Source organism: Ktedonobacter sp. SOSP1-52 (assembly GCF_016587395.1).
Genome location: NZ_BNJH01000006.1, coordinates 41,290 through 55,567 on the forward strand (window position 1 = coordinate 41,290; position 14,278 = coordinate 55,567).

Consider the following 14,278-nt stretch of genomic DNA (forward strand, 5'->3'; position numbering starts at 1 on the left):
TAATACAGCACACCTCATGTTTTAAATGACGCAGGGTTCGGAGTTGCCGATAATGTGTTTGATCTTGCCGAGTTCGCCCTCGATCTGAGTCAGGGAGATCTCTTCGGCTGGGTAGCTCAGGACGACGGTTTTGCTGGGGACATCGGTTTGTACGATCTCTACTTTCGGTAGCGCGCTGAGCGCGTTGACAACCTTCTTCATACAGCCCTGACAACCAATTTTTGGTAGGGTCAGCCTCATAGTAGTGTGCATAGCTCTTTATCCCCTTCGACTTGTTTTGTGCAACAATGATTCGTAACTAGCTCAGAACTTTTATTCCCTGAATTATTATATTGTGTTACGCGTTGTGATGTTGTACAGAGTGCAGCATTACAACGCGTAACACAACATGAGCCTAAATTAGGGACGTCCTATCTATTGTAAGCCTGAGAAGCAACCTACACATTGGGCTATCTAAGATCTTCAAAAGGGCGTGAGCAGAAGTAGGCGTTGAGGAGATGTGCGCCTTGCAGGTGGGCCTTGCTTAGATCAACGTCGTTCAAGATGGCGTCCTTAAAGGCGGCCCCGCAGAAGATGGCCTGCTCCAGATTGGCACCCGCGAGAATAGTTCCGCGCAAATCGGCATCGCTCACATCTGCGTTTGCCAGGAGCGCGTTGCGCAGGTCGGTATCGCTCAAGATAGCGGCACGTAAGTTTGCCTTCTGGAAATTGGCGCTATTGAGGCGAGCGCGGTGGAAGTTTGCGCCACCGCAATCGGCCTCGATAAAGAGCGATTCTCTGAGGTCGGTATCGCTCAGGTTGGCTTCATGCAGGTAGACACCACTCAAGTTGACATGCGCTAGGGACCAGCCACGCAGGTTGGCCTCCGCCAGGTTGGGGCGAATTTCATGATGAAGCTGCCGCCAGAGATTCCATGCCTCTACGCCTTGCTTCAGCAGTTCAAGGTGATTCAGGTTTGCCATTTTTAGACCTCAACTTTGCTTTCTTCGGCTAGAGAGCAATTTGCTTCCAGGATGGAAGGCTCGTCAGGGAGCCCACCAGGAGCGTGCAGGCACGAGTTCCTGCATCCTGGGAGCACAGGTGAGTATGGTTTACAGGAGCGTTCCCTGTGGAATGTTGGGATTATAGAAACCAAAGTGTATATTCATGACGGTTTCTGGCATGTGACAGGGTATATGTGTGAGTGCGTCATAGGCGCCGTGTCGCAACAAAATATCTCTGGCTTCCTGGACGCGCTCGGGAGGCTGAACAACTACAATAATGCGATTCTTTTTGAGCAACTCTTTCTGGTAATAACAACACTCGTCCTGGCTGAGTGGAGTGAAGGCGAGGGTATCTAACAGATCCTGGATGGTAATGGTGCTAAGCTTGATGGGTGTACCTACGGCATCTCGGGCGATGAACATAGCGGCATTACACCGTGTCCAGTTATGAAATTCTGCCACACAAAGCTGCTCTACGGCCTGGGTTGCCCTGTGTATATCCGTAAAAATACCAACGACGATGGAGCTTGTAGTCGTTTTCATAAGTGCCTCCAGATGATGCAGTAATATGCACGCTTCAATTTGAAGCATGCTTTGCCATTGTAATTAAACGTTATACGTAAAATACACGCTAATACACTACAAGTTCCACTAACAGCCTGGAAAAATAATGCTTCTTTCAGTTATAAACTCGTACCTGTTGTTTTGTCCATGCTTATCACGCCTTACTATAAAGAAAGGGTGACTCACCAATACAGCAATACCTGTATTGTCCGGTTCAGGGCTTGTGACTACGCATTTTGTGAGAGGGAGAGGTGGCGAATCTGATCTGGTAGATGCCTCGGTCCTCGAACCAGTAGTGGGCTACATCGTGCAGTGTGATATCACCTCCTAGATCGTAGTTCTCCCTTACCAGCTGGCTCAGTTGGTTTCTTTGCTCCTCTGGTTGCATATTCTGTTTTCTCCTTGCGCTGGCGTTTTCATTTATCTACGAATGCTGCTTCTGGGTAGTTCGATATGCTCGTGGACTCATGCCAAAGTGTTGCTGAAATTGGCGACTAAAGTAGAAGGCGGAGTGGAAGCCAGCTTCGTCGGCGATGGTGGCCATGCTATCGTTGGTGAAGGTCAGTAGGCGAGCCGCGTGCGTCAGGCGCAACCCTACAAGTGTATTGATGAGTGAATCGCCTACCTCTTGTTTGAAGAGATGTGCTAGCCTGGAGGGGGAGAGTGCGACCTCCTGGGCGAGGGTTGCCACGGTATGCCGGGCGCCCAGGTTTTTACTGATGATGTCCAGGACCTGTTGCACACGTGGATCGAGAAGGCGTTGTTTCTCCTGCTCTGTCTCTAGCGTAGTGAGGAGGAGTAGCTCTTCCAGCCGATTGAGGGCTAATTCGCGCCGGAGGAGGGCGCGGGCACTGGCTACCTGGTGAGCTTGCTCCAGGAGCGAGGCGTTACTATCAGTATGTAATTGGAGAAAGGCCTGGTAGGCTCTCTCCTGACTGTGTGATGTGCGGAGGGCTGCTTTGAAGAGGCCGGGTTGCAGCTCGGGCAGATTCCACCAGCTAAACCAGTCGACGCGCGGTTGGAAGTGTGCCCAGAAGAAGTCCCACAGGCCGCCCAGTGGCACGGAGTAGTCATGAGGCGTGCCAGGTTTGAGCAGAATAATATCACCTGGCCTGGCCGAGATCGTTTTGCCGTATAGGCGGTAGCGTCCCTCTCCCTCCAGCGTATAGGTGATCAGCCAATTGCCCGAGCCGTGGGAGCGTTGTACCGCGTACTCATACTGCTCCCTAAAATGTCCACTGACAAAAATATCTGAGGGTGGGGAGGGTGTCTCATAATGTGGCATAGCAGTATTGTACATATTTTTGACTGTCGCGTCTATTCTTCTTCTGCGCTTTATTGGGTAGTATTCTTCTTAGGATTCATGCCTATGTACGAGTGATTCGCTTGACCTCTCGCGCCTGCGGCTGCCAATCCACACCACACATAAACATAGAATTAGAAGGAAGGATGACTAGATTATGACAACGGCGGCTACACGTTTGACACCTGATCAGCTTGCAAGCTTTCATGAGCAAGGCTACCTGGTCTTACCTGGAGTCTTTAACCAGGACGAGGTGCAGGCATTGATTGACAATTTTATGGACATCCACGCACAGGGTCCCATACCCGGCTTCTTTGAGCCAGTGGCGCCTGAGCAGAGTGGTGGCGACATTCTCAAGCAGTATCCACGCATCATGCATCCTCATCGCTTTAACGAGGTGGCGCGACGCTACCTGCTGGATCAACGCCTGGCTGTTATCTTACAGGATCTCTTTGACGAGGAGCCATTGGCGGCACAGAGTATGCTCTACTTCAAGCCAGCAGGCGGGCGTGGACAGGCTCTGCACCAGGATAATTTCTACCTGCGCGTCGAGCCTGGGACCTGTATCGCAGCCTGGGTCGCGCTTGATCCCGCGGATCGCGCCAATGGCGGCCTGGAAGTAGTACCCGGGACACATAAGATGGATATCTTCTGTCCTGAGGAGGCGGATGCCAGCGTCTCCTTTACACGCGATTTTGTGCCGATCCCCGAGGGGCTGGAGGCGGTTCCGGTCAATCTAGCTTCTGGCGATGTTCTCTTCTTCAATGGCAGTTTAGTGCATGGATCACAGCCGAATTCGACTCGTGACCGCTTCCGGCGTTCCTTCATCTGTCACTACATCGGCCGCTCATCTGAGCGCATGTCGCGCTGGTATCGCCCCATCCTGACTATGCAGGGCGCAGAGGTCACAATCGATGAGAACACTGGCGGCGGCCCATGTGGAGTCGAGATCGGCGGCCCGCATTAGAGAGAGGGGCACGACGCTACTAAAGTACGCGTCTACATATCATAGCGCGACGTACTCCGTACCATGATATGTAGACGCGTACTTTAGTAGCGTTACTCTACTGTGTGAATCGTTCGACACCGAAGGGTTGGAGGAGGGAGGGCGTTTGACCTGTCAGGATCAGCTCGGAAATTAGCTTGCCTGTTATTGCGCTCAATTCGAAGCCCACACCATTATGGCCGGTTGCCAGGGTGACGTTGTGCCAGCCGGGGGCGGGTCCCAGGATAGGACGGTTATCGGGTGTGCCCGGGCGCAGGCCCGCCCACATTCTGGCAATGAAGGCCTGCTCTAGCGAAGGTGCGACGCGAATGGCACTATTGAGTAGCGTCGCGATGGCGCCAGCGGTCAGGCGCTTGTCGAACCCGGCTTTTTCGACTGTTGCGCCTACAAATATAGTATTGTCAGGCTTGGGAATCAGGTAGACGCCCTCGCCAGAGAGGATATGGGTCAGGGGAGGCTCGGGCTGATGCAGGGCCAGGATTTGTCCCCGTGTCGGCGTGACGGGGAGATCAAAGCCTAGCCAATCGCCACAGCGTCCCGACCAGGCTCCGGCTGCGACAATCAGGTGCTGGCAGGGCAGGATATCTCCGGTTGAGGTGCGAACAGCAGTAACCATATAGTCCTCGCGTTCGATGCCGATTACCTCGCAGCGTTCAATGAAGCGTACTCCTATGGCACGTGCTGCGCCTGCGTATGCCCGGGTGACGCCCGCGGGTTTCATCGATCCCTCGTGAGGCGCGTAGACAGCTGCACATGTCTCCTCTCCGAGTAAGGGCTCAATTTCTCGCGCCTCGTCTCCATTGAGCCAGCGCACCTCCTGTTGCAGATTTTGCCAGTCGTTAAAGCGCTCGCGTAAACGCTGTGCCTCCTCCTCGCTATTGGCGATGCGTAGTGAGCCCGGGCGATGATATTCCGTCTGAACGCCGCTGGTTGCCTGGATTTGTGGTAGCAGCTCAAGGTTGAGTTTGCGCCCGGCGATGAGCAGGTCGGTAAAGGCATCTCCCTGACGCATCCCTCCAATGGGCGCTAACATACCAGCGGCGGCACTTGAAGACTCGGAAGCGATCTCTTCGCGCTCTATGACTGTCACTCTGGCCCCCGCTTGTTGCAAATGATAAGCAATAGAGCAGCCTGTAACTCCCCCTCCCATAATGATGGTGTCTGCGTTGCTTGTAATGGTCATTTACAGAAATCCTCCTTTGTATGTCATGACCTTCACCCGGCATTGTCGCAAGCCGATATTCCTGGCTTGCGCAAATCCCCATATTCTTTACTTCTGTTCTTTAAAGCATACATACAAGCATAACGCTTATACAAGCTCAAGTATTCTGGTTAATGGTACAAAGTAATCGTGATTGAGAAGGCCGTAGGTATTTTTTTACTATGCCACTCCATCCGAATATGGTGCGTATACTTTTCCCTGGCTGGGGTGTTGCTCTTTTAATCAGGGGCGAGGTGTGTTATCATTCCTCCTTAAGGTGTGTTCTAATACATCGATTTTTGTAAATTTGTGTCTTGTTAACGTCTTCCTATGGTACCTCGGGTTGTCTTATTTGAGAGAGCTATTTGTTCCTGAATCGGGCGGGCAGAAGAGTGCTGCGTGGAAACGTAACTGTTGACACAAAGCACAAGAGAAAGGTACATGTACTTCATGAACTCGCAGAAGAACGCTTCTCTTCGGCGCCTTCGCCCAAGAACTTTTACAATTGTGCTTATGTGTATGTTGCTGCTCACCCTTATTATCTCCGCCTGCGGTGGCAACAGTAGCACAACCTCGAATGACCAACTGACCAAGGTAACACCCAATGTACCCGCGCCCAAGGACCTCCAGACCGCAGATACGCTCACTATTGGCACTGATCCAACCTATTTCCCTATGGAGTATGTCGATCAAACGAGCAATCAGTATACTGGCTTTGATATCGATCTCTCCCAGGCCCTGGCCGCGCATATGGGGGTGAAGGTAAACGTCGTGAAGACGAGCTTCGATACCATCTTCGACGACTTGAATAATAAGCGCTTTGATATCATCGTGGCAAGTGTCTACATGAGCCCTGCGCGCCTGCCGAAATTTGATTTCGTCAAGTATATGCAGGCTGGTTCGGCGCTTCTCGTCCAGAACGGCAATCCCAAGAACGTCAAAGGTGTTGATGACCTGTGTGGTCTGAATGTCAGTGTACAGAACGGTACCAGCCAGCAGGAGAAGTTGACCGCGACCTCAAAGGCCTGCGAGGCCAAAGGGAAGTCTGCGATTAAGGTGATGGTACTGGGTACGGAGACCGATGTTATTCAGGCGCTGGTTGACCGCCGTGTGGATGCGACCTTCCAGGGTTCGCTCTCCGCTGGTTACTATAACAAGCTCCATCCTGAGCAGTTCGCGTACGGTGGTCCCGTGATCGAGGCCGCTCCCAGTGGGATAGTCATCCGCAAGGGAGATGTGGAGATGCAGAATGCGGTGCAGAAGGCGTTTCAGGCGCTGAAAGCTGATGGCACCTATGATAAGCTCTTTACAAAGTGGGGCTTTACTAATGATGAGAAAATATAATTGATGTGTTTTTTCAGCCCTCCTGGCATATGTCAGGAGGGCTGAAAAAACACATCAGCCTAGGTTATCAGGAGGGCGTTCATGTTTAACTGGGATCTTGTCTGGTTCTACCTTTTCCAGGACCCCAACCTCTATTTCCTAAAGGCGGCCTGGCTCGTGCTATGGGTCTCCGTCGTGGCTCAGACCCTGGGCGTGATCCTGGGCTTGTTCCTGGCCCTGATGCAGATGTCGAAGTGGCCGGCGCTGCAATGGATCGCGCGAGCATACCTCTGGTTCTTCCGTGGTAGCCCGCTGCTGGTGCAGGTGCTGCTCCTGTGGACCGGTCTACCGAAGATCGTTCCTGGCCTCTTGCTCCCCGATTTTGCCTGTATACTGGTGGCCTTCTCGCTTAACGAAGGCGCATATATGTCCGAAATTATTCGCGCGGCTATTGGCGCGGTTGATCCCGGTCAGATGGAGGCCTCTAAGGCGCTTGGCATGCGCTACTGGGTAGCGATGCGGCGTATTATTCTTCCTCAGGCCGCGCGCGTGGTTATTCCTCCCCTCGGCAACGAATTCAATAACATGCTCAAGACAACCTCTATCGCGACCGTTATCGGTATGCTTGAGCTGACTGGCACCGCGCGTACCTTTGGCGCGCCAACCTTCAACATCTTCGAACTCCTCATCGTGGCGACCGTCTACTACCTGATCCTGACCACCATCTGGGATGTGATCCAGCGCTGGATTGAGCGCCGCCTGGATCCTGATCGCAAGTCAGCAATCAGTGTTAACAAGAGCTTCGGCCAGCGTGTCCTTGGTTTTGGTAGTGGCCGTGATCGTGAATTTGCTAGATAAGGAGGAATGCATTAATGGAAGATGTACAACAGACAGCGGCCTCAGAGGCGCAGACAGCAACGCATATGGTGCGCACCGAACAACTGGTGAAGTGCTTTGGTAGCAACGTTGTGCTTGACGGCGTCGATTTTACCGTTGATCGCGGACAGGTGGTCGTCGTCATCGGCCCCAGCGGCTCGGGCAAGACAACCTTGCTGCGTTGTTTGAACCATCTTGAGAAGATTGATAGTGGGCGTATCTATATCGATGGGCAGCTTGTTGGCTATCGCGAGAAGAACGGCAAGCTGATCGAGGATAGCGAGGCCAATATCGCGCGTATGCGCTCGCAGGTTGGCTTTGTCTTTCAGCGCTTTAATCTCTTTGCGCATAAGACCGCCCTACAAAACATTATCGAGGCCCCTATCCAGGTTCAGCGCCGCCCGAAGGCCGAAGTAATCGAGCAGGCCTATGAATTATTGCGCAAGGTTGGTTTGTCAGAGAAGGCCGATGCCTATCCACACCGGCTCTCTGGTGGTCAGCAGCAGCGCGTGGCAATCGCACGTGCGCTGGCGATGAACCCTAAATTGATGCTCTTTGACGAAGCGACCTCGGCTCTGGATCCCGAGCTGGTGGGCGAGGTACTGGCCGTTATGCGCCAGCTGGCCGAAGAGGGCATGACTATGGTTGTTGTGACTCACGAGATGGGCTTTGCCCGCGATGTCGCGGATCACGTGGTCTTTATGGATAAGGCCCAGATTGTAGAGCAAGGTCCCCCTCAACAGATCTTCAACGATACACAGAACGAGCGTACGCGCAAATTCCTCGGACGTGTGCTTGGTTAGATGAAGAAGCAAGAAAAAAAGCGGCTCACACGAGCCGCTTTTTTTCTTGCTCTTTATCGGGTATGCTGAATAAAGGTATAGTGACAACAGGGAGGAGAAGGCTAGGTATGACCATTAAGTTATATGGCACCAACTGGTGCAGTGATTGTAAGCGGAGCAAGAAGTTCCTGGGCGAACAGCGGGTGCGCTATGACTACATCGACATTGAAGAGGATGAGCAGGCGCAGGCGTATGTGCGTGAACTGCAAAAGGGCGGGATGTCGATCCCAACCATCGTATTTGATGACCAGGGTGTGCTCATAGAGCCATCAAACGCGGAGCTTGCCGAGAAGTTGGGTCTGGATATCAAGGCACAGTGTACCTTCTATGATCTCATTGTCGTCGGTGGTGGTCCCACAGCTCTTACCGCTGCGATTTATATTGCTCGCGATGGCTACGATGTACTGGTGATTGAGCGTTCGAGCCTGGGTGGGCAGGCGGGCATTACCGAGCGCCTGGACAACTATCCCGGCTTTCCCCATGGTGTGACGGGTGGCGAGTTCGCCGAGCGCGTGATCGAGCAGGCAAAGCGCTTCGACGTCGAGATGATCTCGGCTCAGAACGTAGTGCGCGTGGGCAACGATCTCGACGCGCACTACGTTGAGACCGAGGACGGGACTCGCTATCGCTGTAATGCCGTTTTGCTTGCCACAGGTTCAAGCTATAAGCGCCTGGATGTGCCCGGCGAAAGTGAGTATATTGGCGCGGGCATCCATTTCTGTGCCACCTGCGATGGGCCCTTCTACAAGGGGCAGGATGTTGTAGTGGTGGGCAGTGGCAATAGCGCTGTAGAGGAGGCCGTCTTCTTGACGCGCTTCAGTCCCCAGGTAACCATCCTCACGCGAGGAGAGCGCCTCTCTGCCAGCAAGCTCGCGATTGATAAAGCACTCACGACCCCCGAGATTAAGGTGCGCTATAACACCGAGATTGTGGAGTTTAAGGGGGAGAATAATCGCATCACGACGCTTGTAGTCAAAGACACGCAGAGTGGGAAGCAAGAGGAACTGCATCCAGCCGCGGCCTTTATCTTTATCGGCCTCCAGCCCAATAGCGAGCCATTTCGCGCCACCGTTGCCTCCAATGCCCAGGGCTTTATACGGACAGGCGCGGACTTCCAGACGAACATCGAGGGCATTTTCGCCGCGGGCGACGTACGCGCCGGAAGCACCAAGCAACTGGTCAGCGCTGCCGGTGAGGGTGCCGCCGCCGCCATCGCGATCCGCGAGCACCTCAATACACACCACGCTGGTGCCTGACCCTGTATTGGCGCATCTTATGTAGGGCCCATGCAAGCATGGACTAAAAACGCATGCAAGGCAGAGCAAGCTCTGCCCCTACGAATCGGAGAGACACAGGTATGAGCAGTATCGATGCGTATAAATGCATTTTACCAGGCGGACGAGAGGTGCTTATACGCTCAGGCATATGCGCGGATGCCGACCGGGTCTTCGTGCTTGTCAGGGCCTCGGTCCTTGAGGAGCAAGTGCACGACTTGAACACGCTGGAGGATCTGCCCACCAGGGAGCATGAACGCAAGTGGGTGGAGATGCTGGAGCAGGCGCCAGAGAAGGTTTTGTTGCTGGCGGAGAGCCAGGGGGACGTGGTCGGCTTTATCAGTTTCAACAACGGGCATCTCAAGCGCCTGGCGCACCAGGGTGAGATAAGTATTTCGGTCAAGCAGGAGTGGCGCGACCAGGGTCTGGGGCGCCAGCTTTTTCTGGCGCTCTTTGCCTGGGCCGAGAAACACCCACGTATCGAGAAGCTGTCTTTGCAGGTGGTGGCCACTAATATGCGCGCTATCCACCTCTATCAGGCGCTGGGCTTTGTCGAGGAGGGGCGTCTGCAACGGCAGGTAAAGATTGCTGAAGGTCAGTATATCGATCTTGTATTTATGGGTAAGTGGTTGAACAGGGATATAAAATAGGAATAAAGCAGTAGGTGAGTGGGAGGGAGGACAATATTGGCTTATGTTCTAAACACGGAAATTACATCCTGGTTCTCGGCATTGAGGTCTTCCTGGCGCACAGCCCTGCGCATTGATCGCTCACAGATCATGGCGATTCAGGCCTTGTATAGTACGCTAGGTTTTGTCATTCCACTGGCTCTTGGTGTGGCGACTGGACACGTAGTGGAGGGCGTCTCTATCGCTGGCGGCGCGGCTAGCCTTGGCTCCGTAGCCCTGGATGCCTCTTCGTCGGCGCGCACGCGCACCATGTTTCTGGCATGCGTGGGGATCGCGGCCTCTGCCTTTGTGGGCAGCGTCACGAGCCAGATTGACTGGCTGGCGATCCTGGTGATTGGTATCTGGGGCTTTGGCGCGGGTATGCTTGTGGCGCTCAATCGCTTCGCCATGATTATTGGCCTGCAATCCACGATAGCCTTGATCATTCTTTCTCATTTTAAGCTTGATCCGCTTAACGCTGCACTCCAGGCGTTATTGATGTTTGTAGGAGCTTTATTTCAAGCTGGACTGGGCTTGTTGACGGCTCGCTGGCAGCGCACCAAGATTGAGCGTCATGTCCTGGCGACGGCGTATCGGCAGCTTGCCGACTATGCAAGTGATCCCGGTAGCACATTTCCCCAGACCCGAGATGCCCTGTCAAATGCCCAGACAGTGCTGGCGGAGAGCAGTATATCAGAGAGGGAAGGCAATGTTCTCTATGGGCTTTTAGAGGCGGCGGAGCGTATTCGCTTATATTGTTTTGCCTTGCAGCAATTACGGAAGAGTATAGGTAGTGATGAGAGGGGCGCCCACTGTTCGTCATACCTGGACCGCGTGCTAGAAGCAACGGCTGAAGAACTGAATAATATCGCCGATGAGCTAGAGCCGCGGAAGAGCTTTGTACATTTTCACAAGCCACAGCAAGAGTTGAAGGAGGCTCTCACAGGCTTACGGCAGGAACTGGGAGCCTTCTGCGACGAGGCAAGCATACAACAGGTGCTTGGCTATAGTAGCGCCTTGCGCGATCAGTTGCATGCCACGAAGAAGTTGGCGAAATCCTTGCGATATAAGCAACTTCACCTGCCCCAGGAATTATTGGGGAGCTTCAGGAATCGGCATCCTAATCGCCTCCAATGGCGTAATGCCCTGGTAACGCTAAGGGCTAACCTCTCCCTGGAGTCAACTATCTTTCGGCACGCCATTCGCCTGGGCGTCACTCTGACCCTGGCGACCGCGCTCTACCGGGTTGGCCCCTGGCCGATTGAGCGTGGCTACTGGATACCATTGACGGCTCTCCTTGTGCTTAAGCCCGATTTTAGCACGACCTTTACTCGGGGGCTGGCGCGTATGCTGGGCACTATGCTGGGGGCGGCGTTGACGTCATTATTGATAGCATTGCTGGCGCCAGCAAACGAAGTCCTGGTAGTTATCGACGCGGTTATGGCCTACCTGGCCTTTACCTTTCTGTATGCCAATTATGCCATCTTCTCAGCCTTTATTACCATGCAGATCGTCTTCCTCCTGTCCTTTGTGATTCCCCAACCACTCACAACCGCTCTGGATCGCGCCTTAGACACGCTTATAGGAGGGATACTAGCGCTACTTATCTACACCGCCTGGCCTACCTGGCAACTCAAACAGGTTCCACGGGATCTTGCGGCCCACCTGGAGTCACTGTGTGCCTATGGCTCTACTGTGCTTACGGCCTATGCCACTTCTCAGCCATATGAGTCAGTCCGGTCCCACGAGTTGTTGCAGCAGGCTCGCCTGGCGCGTTCCAATGCCGATGTATCCATTCGACGCTCTCTCGAAGAGCCAGTCTCCCATCATTTTGATCCCGATTTGGCCCAGAGCTTGCTTGAAGCAGAGGACGCAATAGCGCAAAGTCTGCTTGCCCTGGAAGCCCACCTCTTAGCGCACCCGGTGAATCACAAGCTAACAGAGATGGTCGCGTTCAAGCAGCAGTATGAGGAGGCGCTCCATCTGCTTGCAGAAGCGATACGAGAGCAGAGGCCAGCGCAGCAGTTGCCGCCAATCAAGCAGACCCTGCATGACCTGAATTGCGCGGTAAAGGCACGGGGTTATACGGAATGTTCGGATATGCGAGCTATTGTTGCCGAACTCAGGCATATCGTGAATGCTATAACGCTTATGGCGCAACTTCTCGCGGAGAGAGAGAAGTCGCGCGCATAGGCTCTAGTGTAAGTGGATACTATTGGTTTGTGGCCTTGAGAGGCTCGACCACCTCGGCGACGAGGCGGCGGACGATGCCCTCGGGGAAGGGAGGGCGCAGGTTCAGGATAAAATGGTTCGCGCCCGCATCAATGAATTGCTGCGTCAGTTCACGTGCCTGGGCCAGGTCGTTGGGCGTAATGGGAATCTGGATTGAGCGCAAGATCGTATTGGGATCGCGGCCGATGGCGGCGCAGTGCTCATCCAGGACCGCGCTCTTATGCTTAAAGTCGTCGATAGAGCCACCCGCCATATTCCAGATGTCGGCATACTGGGCCACGATACGCAGTGTGAGCTTTTCGCCGCTCCCGCCAATAACGAAGGGTGGATAGGGCTTCTGCACTGGCTTGGGTTCGCAATAGGCCTCTTTGATCTGGTAATAGCGTCCCTCAAAGGTGGGAGCCTCCTCGGTCCACATCTGACGAATGACCTCGCAGGCCTCACCAAAGCGGCGAATGCGCTCACCCGTCGTATAGAGAGGAATGCCGTAGGAGCTATGCTCGCGCTCATTCCAGCCCGCGCCAATACCAAAGTCCAGGCGGCCATTGGAGATCACATCCACGGTCGCCCCAATGTTGGCGAGTACGGCGGGATGGCGATAGGTGTTGCCGGTGACCATCAGACCGATGCGAATACGTTTGGTCAGCGCGGCAAAGGCGGAGAGGAGCGACCAGCCCTCCAAGCAGGGACCTTTATAGTCGCCAACGATAGGCATAAAGTGATCGAAGAGCCAGGCATGTTCCAGGGCCGGCTCGGCATCCGCCGCCAGCCATATGGCCAGCATATCCTCATAGGTCGTATGCTGAGGGGCGGTCTTGATGCCAAAGCTTAAGGGCTTTTTTGCTGTCATTTTGTTCCTTTTCACCACTAAAATAGTTTGCACGTAACTCTTTAGTATATCTCAGGGGAGCTGTTCATGACTTCTCCCCACCTGCGGTGGCTCGTTGGTGGTACTGGGATGTGTGCGACCGTTGCGTTCGCAACGGTCGCACACATCCCAGTACCCAGAGAAGGTTGTAAGCATGCACAAAAGTTTTATGCCAAGGAAACTTATTGTTGGCTACCTTGGTTGATAGCGTTAAACTCTTCCTGGGTGAGCTTGATGGTTGCGCCCAGGACGTTTTCCTCAAGGTGCTTGATGGAGGAGGTACCTGGGATAGGCAGCAGCGTGGGTGAACGATGCAGGAGCCAGGCCAGTGCAATCTGGCTGGGCTGTGCGTTATGCTTTTTGGCTACTTGCTCAAGCGTGCTGCCGGGACGCGCCAGCGCGCCTGTGGAGAGCGGATTCCAGGGGATGAAGCCAATACCCTGGCGCGCGCAGACATCAATCATCTCTTCGGATTGCTGAGTAGTCATGCGTTCAGACTCACGCTTGGAGAGATTATAGTGGTTCTGAACTGTGACGATGGGGACAATCTTTTGCGCCCGTGCTAGCTCATCAATCGTCACATTGGAGAGGCCGACGTGGCGAATCTTGCCCTCTTTTTGCAGCTTCGCGATCTCGCCCACGGAGTCCTCGAAGGGTACTTTGGGGTCTGGGCGATGGAACTGGTAGATATCGATGTGGTCTACACGCAGGCGACGCAGGCTTCCCTCCAGGGCCTCGCGCAGGTGTTCTGGTCGCCCATCCTGTGGCCACTGGCCGGGGCCGGAGCGCAGTAACCCACCCTTGGTGGCGATGACAAGCCCCTCAGGATAGGGATGGAGGGCCTCAGCGATCAGTTCCTCGCTCACATTAGGTCCATAAGAGTCGGCGGTATCGATCAGGTTGATACCAAGCTCCAGCGTGCGCCGAAGTAGCGAGATAGCCTCCTGCTTGTTCGTGGGCGGGCCCCAGATGCCCTCGCCGGTAATGCGCATCGCGCCAAAACCGAGACGATAGACCTTAAGGTCGCCACCCAGCGTTAGAGTCCCACTGGCCTGGGCTGGTTTCTGCTGAATATTCTGCATAATGATTTTCTCCTTCTCTTTTGGCTTTACACTGGTTATCAAACACCTCAAAGAGG

Annotated in this window: 15 protein-coding genes; 7 read left to right on the forward strand and 8 right to left on the reverse strand. The window is 54.1% G+C overall.

Annotated elements, in window-relative coordinates; genetic code table 11:
* Nucleotides 1-21: 21 nt before the first annotated feature.
* From JMJ16_RS45410 to JMJ16_RS45430, 5 genes are all read right to left on the reverse strand, one after another.
* Entirely contained in the window at nt 22-252 is a 231-nt protein-coding gene (locus tag JMJ16_RS45410) for a heavy-metal-associated domain-containing protein (protein WP_201392404.1), read from the reverse strand.
* A gap of 197 nt (nt 253-449) precedes the next feature.
* Nucleotides 450-962: a pentapeptide repeat-containing protein gene (locus JMJ16_RS45415; RefSeq protein ID WP_201392406.1), complete on the reverse strand. Its 513-nt coding sequence runs from the start codon at nt 960-962 to the stop codon at nt 450-452.
* 129 nt (nt 963-1,091) lie between these two features.
* On the reverse strand, nt 1,092-1,526 hold the full coding sequence (locus JMJ16_RS45420) for a hypothetical protein (protein ID WP_201392408.1): 435 nt from the start codon (nt 1,524-1,526) through the stop codon (nt 1,092-1,094).
* Between the two features lie 235 nt (nt 1,527-1,761).
* Nucleotides 1,762-1,935, reverse strand: coding sequence for a hypothetical protein (locus JMJ16_RS45425; RefSeq protein WP_201392410.1), 174 nt, complete (start codon nt 1,933-1,935; stop codon nt 1,762-1,764).
* A gap of 36 nt (nt 1,936-1,971) precedes the next feature.
* Nucleotides 1,972-2,832 (reverse strand): helix-turn-helix domain-containing protein, encoded by an 861-nt coding sequence (locus tag JMJ16_RS45430; RefSeq protein ID WP_201392412.1) that lies wholly within the window; start codon nt 2,830-2,832, stop codon nt 1,972-1,974.
* A 175-nt stretch (nt 2,833-3,007) separates the two neighbouring features.
* Between JMJ16_RS45430 and JMJ16_RS45435 the strand changes: the two genes are divergently transcribed.
* Nucleotides 3,008-3,817, forward strand: coding sequence for a phytanoyl-CoA dioxygenase family protein (locus tag JMJ16_RS45435; protein ID WP_201392414.1), 810 nt, complete (start codon nt 3,008-3,010; stop codon nt 3,815-3,817).
* Between the two features lie 97 nt (nt 3,818-3,914).
* Here the strand turns inward: JMJ16_RS45435 and thiO are convergent, their stop codons facing one another.
* Nucleotides 3,915-5,039 carry a glycine oxidase ThiO gene (thiO, locus tag JMJ16_RS45440; RefSeq protein WP_201392416.1) on the reverse strand — a complete coding sequence of 375 codons (1,125 nt, stop codon included), beginning with the start codon at nt 5,037-5,039 and terminating at the stop codon, nt 3,915-3,917.
* 531 nt (nt 5,040-5,570) lie between these two features.
* Between thiO and JMJ16_RS45445 the strand changes: the two genes are divergently transcribed.
* The 6 genes from JMJ16_RS45445 (at nt 5,571) to JMJ16_RS45470 (ending at nt 12,233) form a co-directional block, all read left to right on the forward strand.
* Entirely contained in the window at nt 5,571-6,401 is an 831-nt protein-coding gene (locus JMJ16_RS45445; RefSeq protein ID WP_236602081.1) for an ABC transporter substrate-binding protein, read from the forward strand.
* Between the two features lie 81 nt (nt 6,402-6,482).
* A complete protein-coding gene (locus tag JMJ16_RS45450; protein ID WP_201392420.1) occupies nt 6,483-7,238 on the forward strand; it encodes an amino acid ABC transporter permease in 756 nt (251 codons plus the stop codon).
* A gap of 14 nt (nt 7,239-7,252) precedes the next feature.
* Nucleotides 7,253-8,059 (forward strand): amino acid ABC transporter ATP-binding protein, encoded by an 807-nt coding sequence (locus JMJ16_RS45455; RefSeq protein ID WP_305068378.1) that lies wholly within the window; start codon nt 7,253-7,255, stop codon nt 8,057-8,059.
* A gap of 107 nt (nt 8,060-8,166) precedes the next feature.
* Nucleotides 8,167-9,354, forward strand: a complete 1,188-nt coding sequence (locus tag JMJ16_RS45460; protein WP_201392422.1) for an FAD-dependent oxidoreductase — start codon at nt 8,167-8,169, stop codon at nt 9,352-9,354.
* 101 nt (nt 9,355-9,455) lie between these two features.
* Nucleotides 9,456-10,022, forward strand: a complete 567-nt coding sequence (locus tag JMJ16_RS45465) for a GNAT family N-acetyltransferase (protein ID WP_201392424.1) — start codon at nt 9,456-9,458, stop codon at nt 10,020-10,022.
* A 36-nt stretch (nt 10,023-10,058) separates the two neighbouring features.
* Nucleotides 10,059-12,233: an FUSC family protein gene (locus tag JMJ16_RS45470; RefSeq protein WP_201392426.1), complete on the forward strand. Its 2,175-nt coding sequence runs from the start codon at nt 10,059-10,061 to the stop codon at nt 12,231-12,233.
* 19 nt (nt 12,234-12,252) lie between these two features.
* On the opposite strand, the gene JMJ16_RS45475 is transcribed toward JMJ16_RS45470, so the two are convergent.
* Together JMJ16_RS45475 and JMJ16_RS45480 are read right to left on the reverse strand one after the other, a co-directional pair.
* On the reverse strand, nt 12,253-13,122 hold the full coding sequence (locus tag JMJ16_RS45475) for an LLM class F420-dependent oxidoreductase (RefSeq protein ID WP_201392428.1): 870 nt from the start codon (nt 13,120-13,122) through the stop codon (nt 12,253-12,255).
* A gap of 200 nt (nt 13,123-13,322) precedes the next feature.
* Nucleotides 13,323-14,222: an aldo/keto reductase gene (locus JMJ16_RS45480; RefSeq protein ID WP_201392430.1), complete on the reverse strand. Its 900-nt coding sequence runs from the start codon at nt 14,220-14,222 to the stop codon at nt 13,323-13,325.
* Nucleotides 14,223-14,278 lie beyond the last annotated feature (56 nt).

What these genes read in the sequence shown, in the direction of transcription:
- JMJ16_RS45410 (WP_201392404.1), bottom strand. Translation starts at nt 252, where the DNA reads ATGCACACTACTATGAGGCTGACCCTACCAAAAATTGGTTGTCAGGGC.
- JMJ16_RS45415 (WP_201392406.1), bottom strand. Translation starts at nt 962, where the DNA reads ATGGCAAACCTGAATCACCTTGAACTGCTGAAGCAAGGCGTAGAGGCA.
- JMJ16_RS45420 (WP_201392408.1), bottom strand. Translation starts at nt 1,526, where the DNA reads ATGAAAACGACTACAAGCTCCATCGTCGTTGGTATTTTTACGGATATA.
- JMJ16_RS45425 (WP_201392410.1), bottom strand. Translation starts at nt 1,935, where the DNA reads ATGCAACCAGAGGAGCAAAGAAACCAACTGAGCCAGCTGGTAAGGGAG.
- JMJ16_RS45430 (WP_201392412.1), bottom strand. Translation starts at nt 2,832, where the DNA reads ATGCCACATTATGAGACACCCTCCCCACCCTCAGATATTTTTGTCAGT.
- JMJ16_RS45435 (WP_201392414.1), top strand. Translation starts at nt 3,008, where the DNA reads ATGACAACGGCGGCTACACGTTTGACACCTGATCAGCTTGCAAGCTTT.
- thiO (WP_201392416.1), bottom strand. Translation starts at nt 5,039, where the DNA reads ATGACCATTACAAGCAACGCAGACACCATCATTATGGGAGGGGGAGTT.
- JMJ16_RS45445 (WP_236602081.1), top strand. Translation starts at nt 5,571, where the DNA reads ATGTGTATGTTGCTGCTCACCCTTATTATCTCCGCCTGCGGTGGCAAC.
- JMJ16_RS45450 (WP_201392420.1), top strand. Translation starts at nt 6,483, where the DNA reads ATGTTTAACTGGGATCTTGTCTGGTTCTACCTTTTCCAGGACCCCAAC.
- JMJ16_RS45455 (WP_305068378.1), top strand. Translation starts at nt 7,253, where the DNA reads ATGGAAGATGTACAACAGACAGCGGCCTCAGAGGCGCAGACAGCAACG.
- JMJ16_RS45460 (WP_201392422.1), top strand. Translation starts at nt 8,167, where the DNA reads ATGACCATTAAGTTATATGGCACCAACTGGTGCAGTGATTGTAAGCGG.
- JMJ16_RS45465 (WP_201392424.1), top strand. Translation starts at nt 9,456, where the DNA reads ATGAGCAGTATCGATGCGTATAAATGCATTTTACCAGGCGGACGAGAG.
- JMJ16_RS45475 (WP_201392428.1), bottom strand. Translation starts at nt 13,122, where the DNA reads ATGACAGCAAAAAAGCCCTTAAGCTTTGGCATCAAGACCGCCCCTCAG.
- JMJ16_RS45480 (WP_201392430.1), bottom strand. Translation starts at nt 14,222, where the DNA reads ATGCAGAATATTCAGCAGAAACCAGCCCAGGCCAGTGGGACTCTAACG.